The 20,353-nt window shown below is 71.4% G+C and carries 19 protein-coding genes; 6 read left to right on the top strand and 13 right to left on the bottom strand.

The features are described 5' to 3' along the window. Nucleotides 1-16 precede the first annotated feature (16 nt). On the bottom strand, nucleotides 17-1,153 hold the full coding sequence (locus QNA08_RS12880; protein WP_283741116.1) for a C45 family autoproteolytic acyltransferase/hydrolase: 1,137 nt from the start codon (nucleotides 1,151-1,153) through the stop codon (nucleotides 17-19). A 117-nt stretch (nucleotides 1,154-1,270) separates the two neighbouring features. Here QNA08_RS12880 and QNA08_RS12885 point away from each other — a divergent pair, with 117 nt between their 5' ends. From QNA08_RS12885 to QNA08_RS12905, 5 genes are all read left to right on the top strand, one after another. Then, entirely contained in the window at nucleotides 1,271-2,164 is an 894-nt protein-coding gene (locus tag QNA08_RS12885) for a GntR family transcriptional regulator (RefSeq protein WP_283741117.1), read from the top strand. A gap of 384 nt (nucleotides 2,165-2,548) precedes the next feature. Then, on the top strand, nucleotides 2,549-3,472 hold the full coding sequence (gene osmF / locus QNA08_RS12890) for a glycine betaine ABC transporter substrate-binding protein OsmF (protein ID WP_283741118.1): 924 nt from the start codon (nucleotides 2,549-2,551) through the stop codon (nucleotides 3,470-3,472). A gap of 181 nt (nucleotides 3,473-3,653) precedes the next feature. Beyond that, the gene (locus QNA08_RS12895) at nucleotides 3,654-4,808 is read left to right on the top strand and encodes an ABC transporter permease (RefSeq protein ID WP_283741119.1); all 1,155 of its coding nucleotides are present in this window, start codon (nucleotides 3,654-3,656) and stop codon (nucleotides 4,806-4,808) included. Then, nucleotides 4,805-5,731 carry an ABC transporter ATP-binding protein gene (locus QNA08_RS12900; RefSeq protein WP_283741120.1) on the top strand — a complete coding sequence of 309 codons (927 nt, stop codon included), beginning with the start codon at nucleotides 4,805-4,807 and terminating at the stop codon, nucleotides 5,729-5,731. Before QNA08_RS12895 ends, QNA08_RS12900 begins: the two co-directional genes overlap by 4 nt. Nucleotides 5,732-5,734: 3 nt before the next feature. Further along, nucleotides 5,735-6,526 carry an ABC transporter permease gene (locus QNA08_RS12905; RefSeq protein WP_283741121.1) on the top strand — a complete coding sequence of 264 codons (792 nt, stop codon included), beginning with the start codon at nucleotides 5,735-5,737 and terminating at the stop codon, nucleotides 6,524-6,526. Nucleotides 6,527-6,529: 3 nt separating this feature from the next. On the opposite strand, the gene QNA08_RS12910 is transcribed toward QNA08_RS12905, so the two are convergent. From QNA08_RS12910 to QNA08_RS12945, 8 genes are all read right to left on the bottom strand, one after another. After that, the gene (locus QNA08_RS12910) at nucleotides 6,530-6,859 is read right to left on the bottom strand and encodes a hypothetical protein (RefSeq protein WP_283741122.1); all 330 of its coding nucleotides are present in this window, start codon (nucleotides 6,857-6,859) and stop codon (nucleotides 6,530-6,532) included. Nucleotides 6,860-6,922: 63 nt separating this feature from the next. Next, nucleotides 6,923-8,374, bottom strand: coding sequence for an aldehyde dehydrogenase family protein (locus QNA08_RS12915; protein ID WP_283741123.1), 1,452 nt, complete (start codon nucleotides 8,372-8,374; stop codon nucleotides 6,923-6,925). Between the two features lie 141 nt (nucleotides 8,375-8,515). Further along, complete coding sequence (locus QNA08_RS12920) at nucleotides 8,516-10,213, bottom strand: ABC transporter ATP-binding protein (RefSeq protein WP_283741124.1); 1,698 nt, start codon at nucleotides 10,211-10,213, stop codon at nucleotides 8,516-8,518. Between the two features lie 15 nt (nucleotides 10,214-10,228). Next, entirely contained in the window at nucleotides 10,229-11,098 is an 870-nt protein-coding gene (locus QNA08_RS12925; protein WP_283741125.1) for an ABC transporter permease, read from the bottom strand. Then, a complete protein-coding gene (locus QNA08_RS12930) occupies nucleotides 11,095-12,042 on the bottom strand; it encodes an ABC transporter permease (protein ID WP_283741126.1) in 948 nt (315 codons plus the stop codon). The genes QNA08_RS12925 and QNA08_RS12930 overlap by 4 nt, the downstream gene beginning before the upstream one ends. A 197-nt stretch (nucleotides 12,043-12,239) precedes the next feature. Beyond that, a complete protein-coding gene (locus QNA08_RS12935; RefSeq protein ID WP_283741127.1) occupies nucleotides 12,240-13,736 on the bottom strand; it encodes an ABC transporter substrate-binding protein in 1,497 nt (498 codons plus the stop codon). 95 nt (nucleotides 13,737-13,831) lie between these two features. Beyond that, nucleotides 13,832-15,094, bottom strand: coding sequence for an acetylornithine deacetylase/succinyl-diaminopimelate desuccinylase family protein (locus QNA08_RS12940; protein ID WP_422679917.1), 1,263 nt, complete (start codon nucleotides 15,092-15,094; stop codon nucleotides 13,832-13,834). 127 nt (nucleotides 15,095-15,221) lie between these two features. Then, on the bottom strand, nucleotides 15,222-15,935 hold the full coding sequence (locus QNA08_RS12945) for a GntR family transcriptional regulator (RefSeq protein ID WP_283741129.1): 714 nt from the start codon (nucleotides 15,933-15,935) through the stop codon (nucleotides 15,222-15,224). Nucleotides 15,936-16,255: 320 nt separating this feature from the next. On the opposite strand from QNA08_RS12945, the gene QNA08_RS12950 reads away from it, so the two are divergent. Beyond that, nucleotides 16,256-16,414 carry a hypothetical protein gene (locus tag QNA08_RS12950; protein WP_283741130.1) on the top strand — a complete coding sequence of 53 codons (159 nt, stop codon included), beginning with the start codon at nucleotides 16,256-16,258 and terminating at the stop codon, nucleotides 16,412-16,414. Nucleotides 16,415-16,481: 67 nt separating this feature from the next. Here the strand turns inward: QNA08_RS12950 and QNA08_RS12955 are convergent, their stop codons facing one another. Genes QNA08_RS12955 through QNA08_RS12970 form a run of 4 tightly spaced genes read right to left on the bottom strand, consistent with a single transcriptional unit; the run spans nucleotide 16,482 to nucleotide 20,339 of the window. Beyond that, entirely contained in the window at nucleotides 16,482-17,447 is a 966-nt protein-coding gene (locus tag QNA08_RS12955) for a dipeptide ABC transporter ATP-binding protein (RefSeq protein WP_283741131.1), read from the bottom strand. Further along, nucleotides 17,444-18,433, bottom strand: a complete 990-nt coding sequence (locus QNA08_RS12960) for an ABC transporter ATP-binding protein (RefSeq protein ID WP_283741132.1) — start codon at nucleotides 18,431-18,433, stop codon at nucleotides 17,444-17,446. The genes QNA08_RS12955 and QNA08_RS12960 overlap by 4 nt, the downstream gene beginning before the upstream one ends. A 3-nt stretch (nucleotides 18,434-18,436) precedes the next feature. Further along, the gene (locus QNA08_RS12965) at nucleotides 18,437-19,339 is read right to left on the bottom strand and encodes an ABC transporter permease subunit (protein WP_283741133.1); all 903 of its coding nucleotides are present in this window, start codon (nucleotides 19,337-19,339) and stop codon (nucleotides 18,437-18,439) included. Further along, a complete protein-coding gene (locus tag QNA08_RS12970) occupies nucleotides 19,329-20,339 on the bottom strand; it encodes an ABC transporter permease subunit (RefSeq protein ID WP_283741134.1) in 1,011 nt (336 codons plus the stop codon). The genes QNA08_RS12965 and QNA08_RS12970 overlap by 11 nt, the downstream gene beginning before the upstream one ends. Nucleotides 20,340-20,353 lie beyond the last annotated feature (14 nt).

Raw genomic sequence — 20,353 nt, forward strand, 5'->3', positions numbered from 1 at the left:
CGCTGCCCCGGCCGCCCTATTCGGCGGCGGCGAGCAGCACCGGCTCGTCGGTCAGGCTGTAGCGGGTGAAGGCGCGGCAGAGCGCCGGCAGGGGCGCCACCTCCATCACCCCCCAGGCCGGCTGCATGACGACCATCGCCACCGTCGCCGAGAGATTGCCGCTCGCGTTGAGGCGCGGCGGCCGGCAGACGGCGTGGGGCGAGAGGAAATCGTCGAAGAAGGCGCGCTTGAGGTCCTCGACGGTGAGCTTGCGGCCCGCCTCGTCGAGCAGCTTCTTCACGCGCCAGTCGCGATAGAAGCTCTCCGGCACGCTCGGGATGCCCGTGTCCCTGAGCTTGGCGAGCGCCACGGGGCTCACCCAGTGGTTGGCGTGCACGATGAGCCCGTCCTCGGGATAGAGCGGGAAGGCTTCGTCGGGCGCGCATTCGAAGTCGATGGCGAAGCCCTTCGCCGTCGAGACCATCATGTTGTTGGAGCAGGATTTCGGCGTCGTGGCGATGGCCCGCATGGCGAAGCCGAGATGCTCCTGCTCCAGCACCTTGCGGCGGATGACGGCGAGCGGCACGCCGGTGCGGCGGTAGTCGCGCTCGGACTCCAGATAGTTGGCGGTGATCGCGACACCCGCCGCGTTCATGCCGCAACGGCCGAGGCCGCCGGCCTCGACGAAGGTCATGAAGTCCGGCCCGTCGTCGCGGCGCACGCGCAGCACCACGGCGGTCTCGGCGCATTCGGCCTTCCAGTCCCAGTTCTGGCCGTGGATGAGCTCGCCCGTGGCGCTGCGCTCGGGCAGGATGACGGCGCCGGTGCAGCCGTCGTCGAGCTCGTCCTCCTCGGGCCTGTTCTTCTCGAGCCGCGCCCTGGCGATGACCTCGGTGCGGGCGTTGATCATGACGACGTCCTCGAAGGCGACGCCGGCGCCCTCGGCGATGCCGCGCATCTCCTCGACGTAATGGGCGCCGAAGGCCTCGATCTCCCGGGCGAACTCGCCGATGAGGCGCGACTTCTCGGCCGCGTCATAGCCGAGATTCTGAAGCTGGCCGCCGTAGAGCTCCACGCTGCGCTTGACCCGCTCCGGCACGGCTGCACCGTATTGCCGCCCGCGCTCGAAGGGCGAGCCGGAGACCGAGACGAAGGGGAACGGAGCCGGGGTCATGATGCACTGAACCTCGCGTGTGTTTTTTGTTTCGTCAAAAAACACATTCACAGGCCTTCCCTGCCCTGTCAACTGCCTTATGTGTGAGTGACGGACCGCAGCCGGACGAAGGAACGCATGACCGTGTCGGGCATCAGCAACCTGCAGGCCGAGATCGCGCGCCAGATCGTGGCGCTGAGCGCGGAGGAGCAATGGGCGCCGGGCGAGCGTGTGTCGGACGTCGCGCTGGCGAAGAAGCTCGGCGTCTCGCGCTCGCCCGTGCGCGCGGCCCTCGCCCTGCTCGCCGGGCGCGGCCTCCTCGCCCACGAGCCGGGGCGCGGCTTCGTCCTCGCCCGCCTGCCATCCGGCGAGGACGAGATGAACGGGGTCGCGCCGCCCTCGGAGATCGAGGATCTCTACATGCGGGTGATGGCGGACCGGGCCGGCGGCGCGCTCGCCGACGAGGTGTCGGAGGCGGAGCTCGCGGAGCGCTACGGCGCGACGCGCGGGGCGGTGCGCAAGGTGCTCATGCGCTTCGCCGCCGAGGGGCTGGCGCGGCGCCTGCGCGGCCACGGCTGGGCCTTCACCGAAAGCCTCGACACCGACGAGGCGGTGGCGGAGAGCTACCAGTTCCGCCTCGTCGTGGAATGCGGCGCCCTGCGGCAGCCGGGCTTTCGCGTCGATCCCGAGCAGCTCGCCAACGTCCGCGCCCAGCAGGAGGCGGTGCTGCGGGCCCCTCCCGCCAGCATCCGTCGCGACCACTGGTTCCGCGTCAACGCCCTCTTCCACGAGACGCTGGTGGGCTGGTCGCGCAACCGCTTTCTCGTGCAGGCGGTGCGCCAGCAGAACAACCTGCGGCGCATGACCGAATATGCCGACTTCGACAAGCTGAGCGCGGCCCGCATCCACGACGCCTGCGCCGAGCACATCGCCATCCTCGACGCGCTCGCCGACGGCGACGTCGATTTCGCCGAGGCGCTCCTCCGGCGCCATATCGAGCGGGCGAGCCGCGACCTCGCGGGCGAGGACTGAGCGGCCCCTCCCGCGTCGGCGCGGGGCGCACCCGGCCTCCCACCGTCACCCCGGAAGCCGCGGCAGCGGCTGTCCGGGGCCCAGAACCGACAACGGTGCGAGCAAGCGCGCGGCGCCCGCAGCGCCTTCTGGTTCACGCGCATCGGTTCCGGGTCGCGGGCTCCGGCTGCGCCGGCCCCGGGATGACCGGGGAGGGTTCCCGCGCGAGCCTCCCACTGTCACGCGGTTGGCGTGTCCCGCGCGAACCTCTCCGGGTCGGCGCCCGGCTCGCGCTCATCCGGCTTGTCGGCCGTCGGCCTCCGCCCCGGGGCCTCACGAACTCCTGACAGACCGCGGACGGCGAGGGTGTATGATCGCGCGGGCTGTCCAGACGGGATGAGAGCCATGACGAAGCGACTGATCCACCTCCTCGCCGCCGCCGGGTTCGGGCTTGCGCTTGCGGCCGGTGGCGCCCAGGCCGCCGACACCATCCGCGTCGGATCGAAGATCGACACCGAGGGCGCCCTCCTCGGCAACATGATCGTCCTTCTCCTGCAGAAGGCGGGTTTCACCGTCGAGAGCAAGGTGCAGCTCGGGCCGACCAAGATCGTGCGCCAGGCGATTCTCGCCGGCGAGCTCGACGTCTATCCGGAATATACCGGCAACGCCGCCTTCTTCTTCAGCATGGAGGACGACCCGGCCTTCAAGAACGCCAGGACGGCCTACGAGAAGGCGAAGACGCTCGACATGGAGAGGAACAAGCTCGTCTGGCTCAAGCCGGCCCCCGCCAACAACACCTGGGCCATCGCCCTGCGCAAGGACGTCGCCAGCCAGAACAGGCTCAGGACGCTCGACGACTTCGGCAAGTGGGTGGCCGGCGGCGGGAAGGTCAAGCTCGCGGGCTCGGCCGAGTTCGTCGAGAGCGCGGCCGCCCTGCCCGCCTTCCAGAAGGCCTACGGCTTCAAGCTCACGAGCGACCAGCTCCTCGTGCTCTCGGGCGGCGACACCGCGGCCACCATCAAGGCGGCGGCGGAAGGCACCTCGGGCGTCAACGCCGCCATGGCCTACGGCACGGACGGGGCGCTCGCCGCTGTCGGCCTCGTCGTCATGGAGGATACGAAGGGCGCCCAGGTGGTCTACGAGCCGGCGCCGCTGGTGCGTGCCGCCGTCATCGAGAAGAACCCGGCGATCAGGGACCTGCTCGAACCGGTGTTCGCCTCCCTGACGCTCGAGACCCTGCAGGGCCTCAACGCCAGGATCCAGGTCGAGGGCCAGGATGCGAGGGCGGTGGCGCGCGACTACCTGCAGGCGAAGGGCTTCCTGAACTGAGAGGAGACGGCATCGTTCTCGTGTTCGTGACGAACTCCCGCGGGCCCAGCCCGGCGCGCACCGGCCGTGCTGCGCGCGCCAGGTGGTCAGCCATGTGGTCAGCCATGTGGTCAGCCGCGTGGTCCGCCGCGTGGTTCCCCATGTGTTCCCGGTGCCGGCAATGCCGGCGGATGGCCCGGCCATGATCCGCAACCGCGTGCTCGCCACACTCGTCGCGCTCGGCGTCGTCGGGGCGCTCGCCTTCGGCTTCGTCGGTTTCGCGCCGAACCGTCTCCTGTCGGGGCGGCCCGTCGCCCTGTGGGACGCCGTCTCGGCGCCGGTCCTGTGGGTCGTCGCGGCGGCGTGGCTCGCGCTCGCCGCCGCCTCCCTCGCGCCGCCGGGCCGCGGCCGCGACCGGCTCGCGCTCGTCGTGGGCCTGGGGCTCGTCCTCGCCCTCCTCGCGGGCGCCGGAGAGGCGGCGACCCGCCTCGCCGCGACGGCGCCGTCCCCCTCGGCGCGTACCTCGCTCGGCGCGGGTTTCTGGCTCATGCTCTTCGCCGCGGCACTCGCCGCCGTCGACGCCCTGCAGCGGCTCGCGGCGGGCATGGCGCTGCGCGCCCTCGCGATCCTGCTCGTCGGCGCGGGGGCCCTGGCGCTGGCGGCCTCCGGCCAGCTCTCGGAGCTGTCGCTCGCCAAGGAATATGCCAATCGCCGCGAGGTGTTCCTGGCCGAGCTCCTGCGCCACGTCGCGCTGGTGGCGGGCGCCGTGCTCGTCGCGGTCGCCGTCGGCGTGCCGCTCGGACTTGCGGCGCAGCGCCGGCCGCGCACGGGCGGCATCGTCTTCGGCGCCCTCAACCTGTTGCAGACGATCCCGTCCATCGCGCTCTTCGGTCTCCTGATCGGGCCGCTCTCCTGGCTCGCGGCGGCGGTGCCGGCGCTGCAGGACCTCGGCGTGCGCGGCATCGGCGCGACGCCCGCGCTCGTCGCGCTCGTGCTCTATTCGCTGCTGCCCGTGGCGCGGAACACGCAGGCGGGACTTGCCAGCGTCAGCCCCGCCGTCGTCGAGGCGGCGCGCGGCATGGGGCTGACGCCCGGCCAGATCCTCCTCGGCGTCGAAGTGCCCATCGCCCTGCCGGTGCTCATCTCCGGCCTGCGCATCGTCACCGTGCAGGCCATCGGGCTCGCCGTCGTCGCCGCGCTGATCGGCGCGGGCGGGCTCGGCACCTTCGTCTTCCAGGGGCTCGGCCAGAATGCCGTCGACCTCGTGCTCCTCGGGGCGCTGGCGACGATCCTGCTCGCGCTCGCCGCCGATCTCGGCTTCCAGTTCCTGCTCGGCCTCACCCGGAGGAGCGCATGATCGAGCTCACCCGCGTCACGAAGCGCTACGGCGACAAGGCGGTCGTCGACGATCTGTCGCTCACCGTCGCGCGCGGCGCCTTCTTCGTGCTCGTCGGCCCATCGGGCTCCGGCAAGTCGACGACGCTCAAGATGATCAACCGGCTCGTCGGCATCGATGCGGGCGCGATCGCCGTCGACGGCCGCAACGTCCGCGACATGCCGGCCGAGGCGCTGCGCCGGGGCATGGGCTACGTCATCCAGTCGATCGGCCTCTTCCCGCACTGGACGGTGGCCGACAACATCGCCACCGTCCCGCGCCTGCTGCGCTGGCCCGAGGCGCGCGTGCGCGCCCGCGTCGCGGAGCTCATCGCCCTTCTGCAGCTCGATGCGGCGGAGGTCGCCCGCAAATATCCGCACGAGCTCTCCGGCGGACAGCAGCAGCGCATCGGGGTGGCGCGCGCGCTCGCCGCCGATCCGGGCATCGTGCTGATGGACGAGCCCTTCGGCGCGCTCGATCCCATCACCCGCGACGCGCTGCAGGGCGAGATCGCGCGCATCCACGCGGCGACGGAGAAGACCATCGTCTTCGTGACACATGACATGGACGAGGCGCTCAGGCTCGGCACCGAGATCGCCATCCTCGACCAGGGGCGGCTCGTGCAGTGCGGCAGCCCGGCGGACATCCTGCGCAGCCCGGCCAACGACTTCGTCAGGACCTTCGTCGGCGGCGCCGATTTCGGCCTCCGGCTCCTCGGCGTCACGCGCGTGCGTGACCGCCTGCGGCCGAACGGGGCGCTCGCCGGCCCGCCCGTCTCGCCCGACGCCTCGCTCAAGGAGGCCCTGTCGCTCATGATCGCGAGCCGCCGCGACGCCCTGCCCGTGCGCGACGGGGCGGGCCGGTCGCTCGGCGCCGTGCATCTCGCCGATCTCGCCCGGGCCTGAGCCATGCCGGCAGGGACGACCGACCGCATCCTGCCCACCGCCCCTGCCGAAGGGCAGCGGCGGGCGGCCGTGCTCGCGAGCCCGCTCGTCTGGCTCGCGCTCGCGCTCGTCGCGCTCGTGCTCTTCATGCCGGCGACGGAGCCGCTGTTCCGCGCTCTCTTCCCCGAGCTCGCGCGGCCGGTCTACACGCGCGCGAGCTTCCTTGCACTCGCCGTCTCGCACATCGGGCTCGTGGCAGCATCGAGCCTTGCGGCGGTTGTCGCCGGCCTCGCCGCGGGCCTGTTCGTCACCCGCCGGGCCGGGCGCGAGTTCCTGCCCATCGTGCAGGCGATCGCCGCCATCGGCCAGACCTTCCCGCCGGTCGCCGTGCTCGCGATCTCGGTGCCGCTCATCGGCTACGGCGCGGCGCCGACCCTCGTGGCGCTGACGCTCTATGGCGTGCTGCCGATCCTCGGCAACACCATCGCCGGGCTCGAGACCGTATCGCCCGCGGCACGGGAGGCCGCGCGCGGCATGGGCTTCCCGCCCCTGCGCCGCCTCCTCGAAGTGGAGCTGCCGCTCGCGGCGCCCGTCATCATGGCGGGCATCCGCACCTCGGTGATCATCAACATCGGCACGGCAACCGTCGGCTCGACCGTGGGGGCCCTGTCGCTCGGCTCGCCCATCATCGAGGGGCTGTCCGGCAACAACACCGCCTATGTCGTGCAGGGCGCCGTCGTGGTCGGGCTCCTTGCCATCGTCACCGACCTCCTCTTCGAGCGGCTCGAACGCCGCCTGACGCCCGGGCGGCGATAGCCGTCAGCGCCGCAGGGCGAGGAAGCTCCACGTCACGTCGGCGCGTCCCCGGGCGTCGGTTTGCCCGCGCCCGAGCTCGACCCCCAGGCCGAGGTCGGCGGCGAGCCTGCGGATCTCGGCCAGGGCGACGTCGAACATGCAGCGCTCCGTGCCGGCGCCGATGTCGAGCACGTCGACGGGCGGGCGCGGCAGGAGATGCTCGAACGGGCGATGCAGGCCGGCGAAGGCGATGCTCTCGTGCTGCATCGCCAGCCGGTCGGCTTCCTCGGCGTAGCCCTCCGTGCCCCGCCCGCGGCCATCCTTGTGCATCGCCTGCCCCGCGTTCGGCCCCACGATGCCGGATCCCTCGTCCCGCCCCTCCCGCGCGGGAGGGGCGGGACCGGGAAACGGCCCCGATCAACCGTGCCGGATGGCCACGGTCTTCAGGACCGAGAAGCCGTAGAGGGCCTCGAAGCCCTTCTCGCGCCCGTGGCCCGAGCGCTTGACGCCGCCGAAGGGCAGTTCCACGCCGCCGCCGGCGCCGTAGTTGTTGACGAAGACCTGGCCGGTGCGGATGGCGCGCGCCATGCGCAGCTGCCGCCCGCCGTCGCGCGTCCACAGGCCGGCGACGAGGCCGAAATCCGTGCCGTTGGCGATGGCGACCGCCTCGTCCTCGCCGTCGAAGGGGATGACGACCTGCACGGGGCCGAAGATCTCCTCCTGCGCGAGCTTGTGGTCGTTGGACAGACCGGCGACGAGCGTCGGCCGGACGTAGAAGCCGCCTGCCGGCGCATCGGCCACGATGGCGCCCTCGGCCGCGATCGGCAGGCCCTCGGCCCTGGCGATGCCGATGTAGCGCTCGACGATCTCCTTCTGGCGCGCCGAGACGACGGGGCCGACGTCGAGATCGGCGATGGCCGGGCCGATCTTCAGGGCGCGGTAGCGCTCCGCCATGCGGGCGACGACCGTGTCGTAGACCGCGCGCTCGACGAGGATGCGCGAGGCGGCCGAGCAGGTCTGGCCGGCGTTCTGGATGCCGGCATTGACAAGGAAGGGGAGCGCTGCATCGAGGTCGGCGTCGGCGAAGACGATCTGGGGCGACTTGCCGCCGAGCTCGAGCGTCACCGGCACGGCGTTCCTCGCCGCCGCGGTCTGCACGAGAACCCCGGTGCCGACCGAGCCGGTGAAGGACATATGCTCGATGCCGCGATGGGCGGAGAGCGCCGCCCCCGCCTCATCGCCGAGCCCCGGCACGACATTGAGCGCGCCCTTCGGCAATCCGGCCTCGTCGGCGATGCGGGCGAAGGCGAGCGCGGTGAGGCAGGCCTCCTCCGCCGGCTTCAGCACGCAGGCATTGCCCATGGCGAGCGCCGCGCCGACGGAGCGGCCGATGATCTGCATCGGATAGTTCCACGGCACGATATGACCGGTGACGCCGTGCGGCTCGCGCAGGGTGAGGACCGTGTAGCCCTCCTGATAGGGAATGGTCTCGCCGTGCAGCTTGTCGGCCGCGCCGCCGTAGAACTCGAGATAGCGGGCGAGCGCCACCGCATCGGCCTTTGCCTGCGTCAGCGGCTTGCCCACGTCGAGCGCCTCGAGGCGGGCGAGCTCGTCCGCCGCCTCGAGCACGCGGTTGCCCATGCGGGTGAGGATGCGGCCGCGCTCGGTCGCCGAGAGCCGCGCCCATGCGCCGTTGCGGGCCTCGTGCGCGGCGGCGACCGCATCGTCGATGTCGGCCGCGCCGCCGCGGGCGATGCGGGCGAGCGCGGAACCGTCGGACGGGTTGACGAGCAGGAGGCTCTCGCCGCCGTGCGGCCGCCGCCATTCGCCGGCGATGAAGACGCGATCGGTCGCGAAGGGGATGGTCATGGGGCGTTCTCCATGGGCGTTCTCCTTGGGGCGTTCTCCTTGGGGCGTTCTCCTGGCGTATCCCGGCGCTTCCGGGCCGTCGCCGGGATGTCGGCGCGCATCGGCGGGCTCGCCGCCCTTCACACCTGTCTGGCCGCGCCGTCAGGCGGAGGGGACCGCGGCGTCCGCGCTTCTGCCGTTCGCCGCCGGCATGGCTCGCGTCCGCCGCTCGGCGAGCGCGCGGGCGAGATCCGGCGAGGCGGCGACAAGCGTGCGCGTGTAGTCGTGCTGCGGCGCATCGAGCACGGCCGCCGTCGGCCCCTGTTCCACGATGATGCCGGCGCGCATGACGAGCACGCGGTCCGTGATGGCGCGGACCACCGCGAGGTCATGCGAGATGAAGAGATAGGCCAGGGCATGGCGCGCCTGCAGCTCGGCAAGCAGGTCGAGCACCTGGGCGCGGATCGACACGTCGAGGGCCGACACCGGCTCGTCGAGCACGATGAGCGCCGGGCGCGTGATCAGCGCCCTGGCGATGGCGAGGCGCTGGCGCTGGCCGCCGGAGAACTCGTGCGGATACTTCTCCGCGTCCTCCGGCCTCAGGCCGACGTCGCTGAGCACGCGGGCGATGCGCCGGTCGCGCTCGGCCGCGTCGATCTCCCCCCTGAGAAGATGCAGGGGCTCGGCCACCAGCCGCCCGGCCTTGTGGCGCGGGTCGAAGGAGCCGTAAGGGTCCTGGAAGACCACCTGGACGTCGCGGCGGAGCCTCGCGATGCCGGCGGCGTCAAGGGACGACACGTCGCGCCCGCGGAAGAGGATGCGCCCGCCCTGCGGCGCCTCGAGCGCAAGCAGCGTGCGCGCCAGCGTCGACTTGCCGCAGCCGGATTCGCCCACGAGGCCGACACTCTCGCCCGGCGCGACGCTCAGCGTCACGGCGTCCACCGCCCGGTGGCAGCCGGCGGGCCTGAACCAGCCCGCGCGCCGTCCCCGGTACTCGCGCACGACCCCATCGGCGACGAGGATGGGGCCGCCCTCCCGCGCGGCGGGCGCGGTCCCGGGCACCGTCCCGGGCGCGACCCGCGGCCGCCGCTGCGGCACGTGCGTCGAGGCTTCGAGCAGCGCGCGCGAGTAGGGATGCGTCATGCCGCCGAAGAAGGCGGCCGTCTCGCCCTCCTCCACCACCTCGCCGCGGCGCATGACGGCGACGCGGTCGGCGGTTTCCGCCACGACCGCGAGGTCGTGGGTGATGAGGAGCAGGCTCGCGCCGTCCTCGGCCACGAGGGCGCGCATCAGCGTCAGGATCTGCGCCTGGGTGGTGACGTCGAGGGCGGTCGTCGGTTCGTCGGCGATGAGGAGTTTCGGCTTGAGCGCCACCGCCATGGCGATGACGACGCGCTGGCGCTGCCCGCCCGAAAGCTCGTGCGGATAGCGGTCGGGCGCGTAGCGCGCGGGCGGCAGGCCGACGCGCTCCAGCACCTGGCTCGCCCAGGCGTCGCATTCGGCACGGGGCGCGCCGAGATGCAGACGGAAGACCTCGGACACCTGCGCGCCCACGGTCTTCAGCGGGTTCAACGCCGTCATCGGCTCCTGGAAGACCATGCTGATGTCGCGCCCGCGCAGCGCGCACATGGCGCGCTCGTCGCGGCCGATGAGCTCCTCCCCGTCGAGGCGGATCGAGCCTCGCGCCGACGCCCCGCGCGGCAGGAGCTGCATGGTGGCGAGCGCCGTCATCGACTTGCCCGAGCCCGACTCGCCGACCAGCCCGAGCGTCTCGCCGGCGGCGATCGACAGCGACACGCCCCTGAGGACGGGCACGCCGTAGATGTTCAGATCGAGGTTTCGGATGTCGAGCAGCGCCATGCGCCGGCCTTCCCTTCAGCGTTCCCGGGCGAGCCGCGGGTCGAGGAGATCGCGCAGGCCGTCGCCGAGCAGGTTGAGGCCGAGCACGGTGAGCACGATCGCCGTGCCGGGGATGAGGGCGAGCCGCGGCGCGAGCGCCATGAGCGTCTGCGCCTCGTTGAGCATGCGCCCCCAGCTCGGCTGCGGCGGCTGCACGCCGAGGCCGACATAGGACAGCGCCGCCTCCGCCAGGATGCCGAGGGAGAGCTGCACCGTCGCCTGGACGATGAGGAGGTTGAGCATGTTGGGCAGGATGTGCTCGAGCGTGATGAGCGCCCCGCCCTTGCCCGCGACGCGCGCGGCCATGACGAATTCGCGCGTCCACAGGGGCAGCGCCGCGCCATAGGCGAGCCGGGCGAAGACCGGCACGTTGAAGATGCCGATGGCGACCATGGCATTGACGGCGCCGGGGCCGAAGACGTCGCGCAGCATGATGGCGATGATGAGCGCCGGAAAGGCGAAGACGAAATCGTTCGCCCGCATCACCGCCTCGCCCAGAACGCCGCGCCGCGCCGCGGCGAGGAGGCCGAGCGGCACGCCGAGGCCGACGCCGATGCCGACCGCGACGAAGGAGACGGCCATGGAGGTGACGGCACCGCGCATGATCATGGAGAGCACGTCGCGGCCGAACTGGTCCGTGCCGAACCAGTGCTCCGTCGAAGGCGGGCGGAGCTTGCGGGCGATCTCGATCGCGCCCGCCTCGTGCGGCGTCCAGACGAAGGAGAGGAGCGCCATGGCCGCGACGACGAGCGCGATTGCACCGCCGAGGAGGAAGCTCGGGTGGGCGAGCGCCCGGGCGACGAAGGGGCGCGGCACGCGCGGTGCGATATCCGCGGGATGCGTCATACCCGCCTCCTCAGGCGCGGATCGACCGCCGCATAGCCGACCTCGACCAGGAAATTGACGACGACGACGCTCGCGACGAGGAGCATGACGACGCTCTTCACGACGATGAGGTCGCGCTGGGTGATGGCCTGGAAGACGAGGCGGCCGAGCCCCGGCAGGAAGAAGACGTTCTCGATGATGATCGTGCCGGCGAGCAGGAAGGAGAACTGCAGGCCCATGATGGTGAGCACGGGGATGAGGGCGTTGCGCAGGGCGTGGCGGCGCACCGTCTGCGCGCGCGTCAGCCCCTTGGCCCGGGCGGTGCGCACATAGTCCTCGCCCAGCGTGTCGAGAAGCGAGGAGCGCATGACGCGGGCAAGGATCGAGGCCTGCGGCAGGGCGAGCGCCACCGCCGGCAGGACGAGCGCCTTGAGCGCAGGCCACGCCCCCGCCTTCCAGCCGGGAAAGCCGCCCGCCGGCAGCCAGCGCAGGGTGATGGCGAAGACGAGCACGAGCAGCATGGCGAACCAGAAGTTCGGCACGGCGATGCCGACCTGCGTCGCCGTCATCACGCCGACGTCGGTGGCGCTGTTGCGCTTGGCCGCCGCGAGCGCGCCGACTGGAATGGCGATGAGCGTGGTGAGCGTGAGCGCGATGAGGGCGAGCGGCAGGCTCACCCACATGCGCTCGGCGACGAGCTGCGTCACCGGCACCGAATAGGTGTAGCTCAGCCCCATGTCGCCCTGCAGGAGGCCGCCCGCCCAGGCGAGGTAGCGCTCGGGCGCCGGCCGGTCGAGGCCGTATTGCGCCCTGAGCGCCGCGAGCGTGTCCGGCCGCGCATTGGTGCCGAGCATGACCTCGGCGGGATCGCCGGGCAGGATCTCCATCACCGTGAAGACGATCGCGGAGGCGATGGCGAGCGTCACGGCGAGGGAGAGAAGGCGGCGGCCGACGTAGGCGAGCATGAGGGCCATCGTCCTAGAGGCTGCCGCCGGCCGGGCGCGGCCGATCCGGCGGCACGGGGCGCCCGGCGCCATCGCCGGTCATGGCCGGGCTCGTCCCGACCATGCCGGGCAGCAGGGCCTGGCGATCCCGCGATCGGGATGACGACGGAGCCCGGACCGGAAGCTTCGACGCCTCGCCCATCATCGCGCGCTCCCGCTCACTCGCCCCACCGCACTTCGGTGAGGTCGTTCACCGGGATCGGCGCGTTCTCCCACAGGCCCTTCAGCTCGGCGTTCCAGATGCCGATCTTGGGCAGGAGGAAGAGGAAGACGTTGACGGCGTCATCGGCGATCTTCTCCTGCGCCTTCTTCAGGAGCTCGATGCGCTTTCCTTCGTCGCTGGTGGCGGCGAGCTCGTCGTAGAGCGCCTTGTATTCCGGGTTCTTGTAGTCGAAGTAGTAGGACTCGCGTGCATAGATGTCGAGGTCCAGCGGCTCGACGTGGCTGATGACGGTCAGGTCGTAGTTCCTGTTCTTGAACACTTCCGACAGCCACTGCGCCCATTCCATGGGCACGAGCTCGGCCTCGATGCCCACCTTCCTCAGCTGCGCGGCGATGATCTCGCCGCCGCGGCGGGCGTAGTCCGGCGGCGGCAGGACGAGGCGCAGCCTGGTGCCCGCCGCGACGCCCGCTTCCTTGAGCAGCGCCTGCGCCGCCTTCGGATCGTGGGGATAGCGGCCGGTGAGGTCGACGTAACCCTTGTCCTGCGGCGCGAAATGCGAGCCGATGGGCGCGCCGTAGCCGTACATGGCGCCGTCGATCACGGCCTTGCGGTCCACCGCCTGCGAGAGGGCGCGGCGCACCCTGATGTCGGTGAACGGCGCCCGGCCGTTGTTCATGGCGAGGATGGTCTTGCCCTCGGTGTTGCCGACGACGACCTTGAAGCGCGGGTCGGCCTTGAACTGGTCGACGTTCTCGGGCGCCGGGTAGATCGGGAAGGCATCGACGTCGCCCGCCATCAGCGCCGCGAAGGCGGCCGTCGGATCGCCGATGATCTTGAAGGTCGCCTTGTCGAGGGCCGCGGGCCTGCCCCAGTAGTTCGGGTTCCTGGCGAGCTCGATGCGATCGCCCTTCGCCCAGGTGGCGAGCGTGAAGGGGCCGGTGCCGACGGGCTTCGTCCTGTTGTCGGCGGCGCTCTCGGGGGCGACGATGACGGCCGCCGCCCAGCCCATGTCGAAGAGGAAGCGGCCCGTCGGCTGCTTCAGCGCAACCTTCACCGTCGCGGGATCGACGACCTCCACCGCCTCGATGGGTGCGAACAGGCCCTTCTGCGGGTTGACGCTGTCGGCGGCGCGGGCGCGGTCGAGGGTGAACTTGACGTCGCTCGCGTCGAAATCCGTGCCGTCGTGGAACTTCACGCCCTTGCGCAGGAAGAAGGTATAGGTCCTGCCGTCGGGCGAGACCTCCCAGCGCTCGGCGAGCGCGGGCTTCACCGCGCCGTTGCGGTCAATGCGCGTCAGGCCCTCGAAGACATTGGCATAGACCACCTCGCCGATGGCGGCGGCGGCGCCCGCCGTCGGGTCGAGATGCGGCGGCTCGAGCCGCACGCCGAGGGTCACGTCCTTGCGCGGCGCGGCACTGGCCACTCCCGCGGCGAAGCCGGCGATGCCGGCGACGAGCGCCAGCGACAGAACCCTCGCGATCCGGTGAGCCATCGACCCCACTCCCTTGTCCTGTCCGAGCCTGCCTTCCCGGGCCCGTCCCGGCGCGCCCGGCATCCTTCCCTTGATCCTTCAGTGCCGCGCCCGCGTCACAGCCCGAGCAGCCCGTGCAGCGCCCGCGCCATCACCTTGGCGGAATCGACCATGTCGTCGATGCCGACATATTCGTCCGGCTGGTGGGCGAGGTCGAGGATGCCGGGGCCGTAGGCGATGCAGTTCTTGAGCTTGCCGATGCGGTCGACGTGCTTCTGGTCGTAGGTGCCCGGCGAGACGACGTAGGTCGGCTCGCGCCGCATGACCTCGCGGATGCCCTCGGCCACGGCCTGCACCACGGGCGCGTCCCGCTCGGTCATCGTCGGCAGGACCTCGAACAGGTCCTCGATCTCGTAGCGGAAGTCCTTGCGCGTCTCGGCGAGACGGTCGAGCACGCCGCGCACCTCCGCCTTCACCCCGTCGAGCGATTCCTCCATGAGGAAGCGGCGGTCGATGACCATGCGCGCCGAGTCCGGCACGCAGGGCGCGGGCAGGCCGTCGAAATCCTCCCCCTGGCCGCCGTGGATGGAATTGATGTTGAGCGTCGAGCTGCGCGCCCCCGGCGGGATCACGGGCATGGCCGTCCGGCGCGCGGCGAGCGCGGGGATGAGCTCGCATTCGAAGGCATTGAGCACGGCGCCCATGTGACGCACGGCGCAGTCGCCGAGGAAGGGCATGGAGCCGTGGGCGATCCGCCCCCTGGTCTCGATCTTCGCCCACCACACGCCGCGATGGCCGAGGCAGATGCAGTCCTTGTTCAGGGGCTCGGGGATGATGACGTGGTCGACGCGCGGCTTCGAGAAGAACCCCTGTCTGGCGAGATAGGCGACGCCGCCGTAGCCGCCCGACTCCTCGTCCGCCGTGCCGGAGATCTCGATGGCGCCGGGGAAGTCCGGGAAGCGCTCGATGAAGGCCTCCACGGCGATGACCGAGGCGGCGAGGCCGCCCTTCATGTCGCAGGCCCCGCGACCGTAGACCTTGCCGTCGCGGATGACGCCGCCGAAGGGGTCGACCGTCCAGCCCGCGCCCGCCTCGACCACGTCGATGTGGGAGTTGAAATGCACGCACGGGCCGGGCCGCGCCCCCTCGCGCCGCGCCACCACGTTCCAGCGCGGGTACCTGTCGCTGTCGCCCGGCGTGCCCTCGGCGCGCACGTAGCTGAGTTCGAATCCCCGCTTCCCGAGGCGCTCGCCGAGAAATTCGGCGCAGTCGCGATAGTTCTCGCCCGGGGGATTGACGGTCGGGATGCGGATCAGGTCGGCCGCGAGTTCGGCCACCTCGTCGCGCTTGCCCGCGACGGCCTCCATCAGGCCGTCCATGGCGGCTTCCCCGCCCCCTGCGACCGCGGCATCCCTCTTCATCGCGCCCACACCCTCTCCTGTCGGAGGCGGGCTGCGCGCCCTCCGGCGCGCAGCCGCCCCATCATCCGCCTTCCTCCGGGGGCCGTCACGGCGCGGCCTTCCCCTCGGCCCCGCCGTCCCCGTCGGCGGCGGAAATCCGCGCGTCGAGGCTGAGCCGCGTCCGGCGGATATGCGCCCGCGCCAGTTCCTCGGCGCGCGCCGCATCGCCCGCGCGCATCGCCGCCAGGATCTCCTCGTGCTCCGCCACCGCGCGAACGGCCCGCTCCACCGAGAGGGCGAGCGCCGGCGTGAAGACCTGCGCCGTCATGCGCACCAGCGGCACCTGCGGCGTCAGGAATTCGTTGTGGGCAGCCTCCATGATGCCGACGTGGAACTCGACATTCGTGCGCGTGTAGGCGATGGGGTCCCACGGCTCGAGCGCGGCGCGCTGGGCCTCGATGACGGCGGCGAGCCTGTCGAGCGCGGCCGCGTCGCGCCGCCCGGCCGCGAGGCGCGCGGCGACCCCGTCGATCGCCTCGCGCACGTCGTAGGCATCCTTCAGGCGGCGCAGGTCGGCCGAGGCGACCCGGACGCCGCGACGCGGCTCGTTGCGGATGAGGCCGTCGCGCTCCAGCACGCGGAAGGCCTCGCGCAGCGGCGTGCGGCTGATGCCGAAGTCGGCCGCGATCTGCTCCTGGCGCAGGACCTCGCCCGGGCGCAGCGCGCCGGAATAGATGCGCTCGCGCAGCACCTTGACGACCTCGTCGACGAGCCGGATCGGGCTCCGCCACTCATGGGCGCCTGGGTCGCTCGTCGACATGAACGCAGATCGCATCCTGAATCCTGGATACAAAAATTACGAGCGCGCGTGACGGATTGTCAATGTCGTTGCGCCGGTGGCGCCGGCCACTCCCGCGTCAAGCGCCGGCGTGGTCACAAGACGGCGACCGGGCCGCGCGGCAGCGGCATGGGCCCATGCGCCAGCGTCATCGGGCTGCAACGAATCCTTTGCAAATCATGGCGCAGAGGGAGCGCGCGCCGCCCGTACCGCAGGTTGCGGGCCGATCAGGAAGACAGACGTGATTCGACTCCGCTGGCGGCCGATGTAGGGTCTTGCAGGCGCGAGCGGGGAGTTGCGCCATGAGTGCGGTGTGGTTGGTTTGCCTCGCCCTGGCGGCGGCGGTGTTGGCCACGGTCTACGGGCTCATTCCCTTGCCGCTGGAACAGGTCGCCGGCGTCGTGACGGCGGTGGTGGCCTTCCTTCTGATCTGCGGCTTCGAAGCCAGGACGACTTCGTGATCGCAAGGCCCGGGAACGATGGCGCGGCCGCCCCGGCGAAAACGCTCCGGGGCGGCCGCGCTTCTTGTCAGGGGGTCACCGCGTAGCAGGCGACGTCCCGCCCCTTCTTGGGCTCGAGCTCGGGCCGCTGCACGCGGCAGATGTCCATCGCCAGCGGGCAGCGCGGGTTGAAGGTGCAGCCCCGCGGCGGGTTGAACGGCGACGGCAGCTCGCCGTGCAGGATGATGCGCTCCTTGCGCCGCTCCGGATCGGCCACCGGCGTCGCCGAGATGAGGGCGCGCGTATAGGGATGCTGCGGTGCCGTGAAGATGGTGGCGCTCGGCCCGCGCTCCACGACGCGCCCGAGATACATCACCATGACGTCGTCGGCGATGTGCTTCACCACCGACAGGTCGTGCGAGACGAAGACATAGGCGAGGTCGAAGTTCCGCTGCAGCTCGGCGAGCAGGTTGAGCACCTGCGCGCGCACCGAGAGGTCGAGGGCGGAGACCGGCTCGTCGAGCACCAGCACCTTCGGCCGCAGCATCAGCGCCCTGGCGATGGCGATGCGCTGGCGCTGCCCGCCGGAGAACATGTGCGGGTAGCGCCCGTAGTGCTCCGGCCTGAGCCCCACCCGCTTCAGCATCTCGGCCGCCTGCGCGCGCCGCTCGGCGGCCGGCAGGTCGGTGTTGACGAGCAGGGGCTCCTCCAGGGCGCCGCCGATGGTCTGGCGCGGGTTGAGCGAGCCGTAGGGGTTCTGGAAGACCATCTGCACGTCGCGGCGCAGGCGCTTCAGCGTCGCCGCATCGGCGCCCACCACCTCGGTGCCGGCGATCGCCAGCGAGCCCGCGGTCGGCTGCTCGATCATGGTGAGCATGCGCGCCAGCGTGGACTTGCCGCAGCCGGACTCGCCGACGACGGCGAGCGTCTGCCGCGGCTTCAGCGTCAGGCTGATGCCGTCGACCGCCTTGACGAGGCCGACCTTGCCGAAGAGGCCGCGCCGCACCTTGTAGTGCTGCACGAGATCGCGCGCTTCGAGTACGTAGCCCGTCATGCGGCGGCTCCCGGCACGACCGGCACGCCGCCGACGAGCGGCGTGTGGCAGAGGGCCTCGCTCAGCTCGGAGCCGGCCGGCGGCGGGGCCTTGGCGTGGCAGAGGGCGAAGGCATGGGCGCAGCGGGGCGCGAAGAGGCAGCCTTGCGGCCGGTCGTACTGCCCCGGCACGACGCCGGGGATCGAGGGCAGCACCTTCGTCGTCGCGCGCTCCGGCAGGGCCGCGAGCAGCGCCGCCGAATAGGGATGGTGAGGATCGCGGAAGAGCTCGCGCGTGGTCGCCTTCTCCACCTGCTGGCCGGCATACTGCACGATGACGCGCTGCGCCGTCTCGGCCACCACGCCCATGTCATGCGTGATGAGCACCAGCGCCATACCACGCTCCTGCTGCAGCTTGACGAGCAGGTCGAGGATCTGGGCCTGGATCGTCACGTCGAGCGCCGTCGTCGGCTCGTCGGCGATGAGGAGCTTCGGGTTGCAGGCGATGGCCATGGCGATCATGACGCGCTGGCTCATGCCGCCCGACATCTGATGCGGGAACGCCGAAAGGCGCCGCTCGGCGTCGGGGATGCCGACCGCCCCGAGGAGCTCGATCGTCCGCGCCCGGCGCTCGGCCCGGCCGAGGCCGAGATGCGTCTTCAGCACCTCGCCGATCTGGAAGCCGACGGTGAAGCAGGGATTGAGCGAGCTCATCGGCTCCTGAAAGATCATGGCGATCTCCCTGCCGACGATGCGGCGGCGCTCGCGCGCCGGCAGCCGCATGAGGTCGCGTCCGGCAAAGCGCAGCACGTCCGCCGTGACATGCGCGGTGCGCGGCAGGAGCCCCATGACGGCGAGCATGGCGACCGACTTGCCCGAGCCCGACTCGCCGACGATGGAGACGATCTCGCCCGGATCGATGTCGAGCGACACGCCGTCGACGGCGCGGAAGGCGCCCCCGCGCGTCTCGAACTCGACGCAGAGATTGCGGATTTCGAGGAGCGACAAGGCTCAGCTCCGTTTCAGGCGCGGATCGAGCGCGTCGCGCAGGCCGTCGCCGAAGAGATTGATCGACACCACGGTGACGAGGATGGCAAGACCCGGCCAGGTCACGACCCAGGGCGCGCGCTGCAGGAACTCGCGCGCGGCGGCGAGCATCGTGCCCCATTCCGGCGTCGGCGGCTGGGCGCCGAGACCCAGGAAGCCGAGCGCCGCCGCCTCCAGGATCGCGTCGGAGACGCCCAGCGTCGCCTGCACGATGATGGGCGCGACGCAGTTCGGCAGCACGGTGACGAACATCAGCCGCCAGCGCCCGACGCCGACCGTCTTCGCCGCCGTGACGTAGTCCTTCGCCTTCTCCGAGAGTGCGGCCGCACGCACGATGCGCACGTAGCGCGGCAGGTAGACGATCGTCACCGCGATGATCGTGTTCGTCAGGCTCGGCCCGATGATGGCCACGATGACGATGGCGAGCACGAGGCTCGGCACCGACATGATGAGGTCCATGAGCCGCTCGATCATCACGTCCACGAGGCCGCCGACGAAGGCCGCGGCGAAGCCGAGCGAGATGCCGAGAACGAGGGCCACGGCGACGACCGAGATGCCGATGAAGAGCGAGTAGCGCGCCCCGTAGATGAGGCGCGAGAGGATGTCGCGCCCGACCTCGTCGGTGCCGAGCGGGAAGGCCCAGGAGCCGCCCTCGACCCAGGCCGGGGGCTGCAGCACATGGGCGCGGAACTGCTCGGCCGGCGCGTGCGGCGCGACGACGTCGGCGAAGATGGCGAGCAGCGCGATGAGCACCACGACGGCGAGGCCGAGGAGCGCGCCCCTGTTGCGCGCGAGGTCGTGCCAGAAGACCGCGAGCGGATGGGGCGGCGCCTGTGGTGCGGAAATGACGGTGACGTCAGCGGCCATGGCGAACCCGCGGATTGATGACGCCGTTGACGATGTCGACGCCGAGATTGACGAGCACGAGGATCGAGGAGATGAGCAGTACGCCGCCCTGCAGGGCGGGATAGTCGCGGCGGAAGATGGACTCGATGAGCCACTTGCCGACCCCCGGCCAGGCGAAGATCGTCTCCGTCAGCACCGCGCCCGCGAGCAGCGTGCCCCCCTGCAGGCCGATGACGGTGACGACCGGGATCATGGCGTTGCGCAGGGCGTGCAGCCCGATGACGCGGAGGGGCGGGAGCCCCTTGGCGCGCGCCGTGCGCACATAGTCCTCCTCCAGCACCTCGAGCATGGACGAGCGCGTCATGCGCGCGATGGCCGCGAGCGGAATGGTGCCGAGCACCACCGCCGGCAGGACGAGGTGGGACAGCGCCGAGGCGAAGGCGCCCTCCTGCCCCGAGATGAGGGCGTCGATCGTCATGAAGCCCGTGACCGGCTCGAAATAGTAGAGCAGGTCGATGCGCCCGGAGACGGGCGTCAGGTCGAGCTGGACCGAGAAGAAGAGGATGAGCAGCAGCCCCCACCAGAAGATCGGCATGGAATAGCCGAAGAGCGCGACGCCCATGAGGCCGTGGTCGAGGATGCCGCCCCGCCGCAGCGCCGCCACGACGCCGAAGGGGATGCCGAAGGTGACGGCGAAGACGGTGGCGAAGAAGGCGAGTTCGAGCGTCGCCGGGAAGAGCGTCAGGAACTCCTTCAGCACCGGCTCCTTGGTGACGAGCGAGATGCCGAAATCGCCCTGCGCGAGGCCGGAGACGTAGTCGGCGAACTGCTTCCACACCGGCTGGTCGAGCCCGAGCTCGTGGCGGAACTGGGCAAGCCGCTCGGGGCTGATGCCGCGCTCGCCCGTGCGGACCTCGACGGGGTCCCCCGGGACGAGCCTGACGGCGAGGAAGGTGAGGAACATCAGCGCGAAGATCGTGGGGATCGTCAGCGCCAGACGTCGACCGATGTAGGTGAGCATGGGAGCCTGTTAGC

Source organism: Chelatococcus albus, from assembly GCF_030067675.1.
In the GTDB taxonomy this organism is placed as follows: domain Bacteria; phylum Pseudomonadota; class Alphaproteobacteria; order Rhizobiales; family Beijerinckiaceae; genus Chelatococcus_A; species Chelatococcus_A albus.

What these genes read in the sequence shown, in the direction of transcription:
- QNA08_RS12920 (WP_283741124.1), bottom strand. Translation starts at nt 10,213, where the DNA reads ATGGCGCTGCTCGACATCCGAAACCTCGATCTGAACATCTACGGCGTG.
- QNA08_RS12900 (WP_283741120.1), top strand. Translation starts at nt 4,805, where the DNA reads ATGATCGAGCTCACCCGCGTCACGAAGCGCTACGGCGACAAGGCGGTC.
- QNA08_RS12885 (WP_283741117.1), top strand. Translation starts at nt 1,271, where the DNA reads ATGACCGTGTCGGGCATCAGCAACCTGCAGGCCGAGATCGCGCGCCAG.
- QNA08_RS12905 (WP_283741121.1), top strand. Translation starts at nt 5,735, where the DNA reads ATGCCGGCAGGGACGACCGACCGCATCCTGCCCACCGCCCCTGCCGAA.
- QNA08_RS12950 (WP_283741130.1), top strand. Translation starts at nt 16,256, where the DNA reads ATGAGTGCGGTGTGGTTGGTTTGCCTCGCCCTGGCGGCGGCGGTGTTG.
- QNA08_RS12880 (WP_283741116.1), bottom strand. Translation starts at nt 1,153, where the DNA reads ATGACCCCGGCTCCGTTCCCCTTCGTCTCGGTCTCCGGCTCGCCCTTC.
- QNA08_RS12945 (WP_283741129.1), bottom strand. Translation starts at nt 15,935, where the DNA reads ATGTCGACGAGCGACCCAGGCGCCCATGAGTGGCGGAGCCCGATCCGG.
- QNA08_RS12940 (WP_422679917.1), bottom strand. Translation starts at nt 15,094, where the DNA reads ATGGACGGCCTGATGGAGGCCGTCGCGGGCAAGCGCGACGAGGTGGCC.
- QNA08_RS12965 (WP_283741133.1), bottom strand. Translation starts at nt 19,339, where the DNA reads ATGGCCGCTGACGTCACCGTCATTTCCGCACCACAGGCGCCGCCCCAT.
- QNA08_RS12915 (WP_283741123.1), bottom strand. Translation starts at nt 8,374, where the DNA reads ATGACCATCCCCTTCGCGACCGATCGCGTCTTCATCGCCGGCGAATGG.
- QNA08_RS12930 (WP_283741126.1), bottom strand. Translation starts at nt 12,042, where the DNA reads ATGCTCGCCTACGTCGGCCGCCGCCTTCTCTCCCTCGCCGTGACGCTC.
- QNA08_RS12955 (WP_283741131.1), bottom strand. Translation starts at nt 17,447, where the DNA reads ATGACGGGCTACGTACTCGAAGCGCGCGATCTCGTGCAGCACTACAAG.
- QNA08_RS12925 (WP_283741125.1), bottom strand. Translation starts at nt 11,098, where the DNA reads ATGACGCATCCCGCGGATATCGCACCGCGCGTGCCGCGCCCCTTCGTC.
- QNA08_RS12935 (WP_283741127.1), bottom strand. Translation starts at nt 13,736, where the DNA reads ATGGCTCACCGGATCGCGAGGGTTCTGTCGCTGGCGCTCGTCGCCGGC.
- QNA08_RS12970 (WP_283741134.1), bottom strand. Translation starts at nt 20,339, where the DNA reads ATGCTCACCTACATCGGTCGACGTCTGGCGCTGACGATCCCCACGATC.
- QNA08_RS12895 (WP_283741119.1), top strand. Translation starts at nt 3,654, where the DNA reads ATGATCCGCAACCGCGTGCTCGCCACACTCGTCGCGCTCGGCGTCGTC.
- osmF (WP_283741118.1), top strand. Translation starts at nt 2,549, where the DNA reads ATGACGAAGCGACTGATCCACCTCCTCGCCGCCGCCGGGTTCGGGCTT.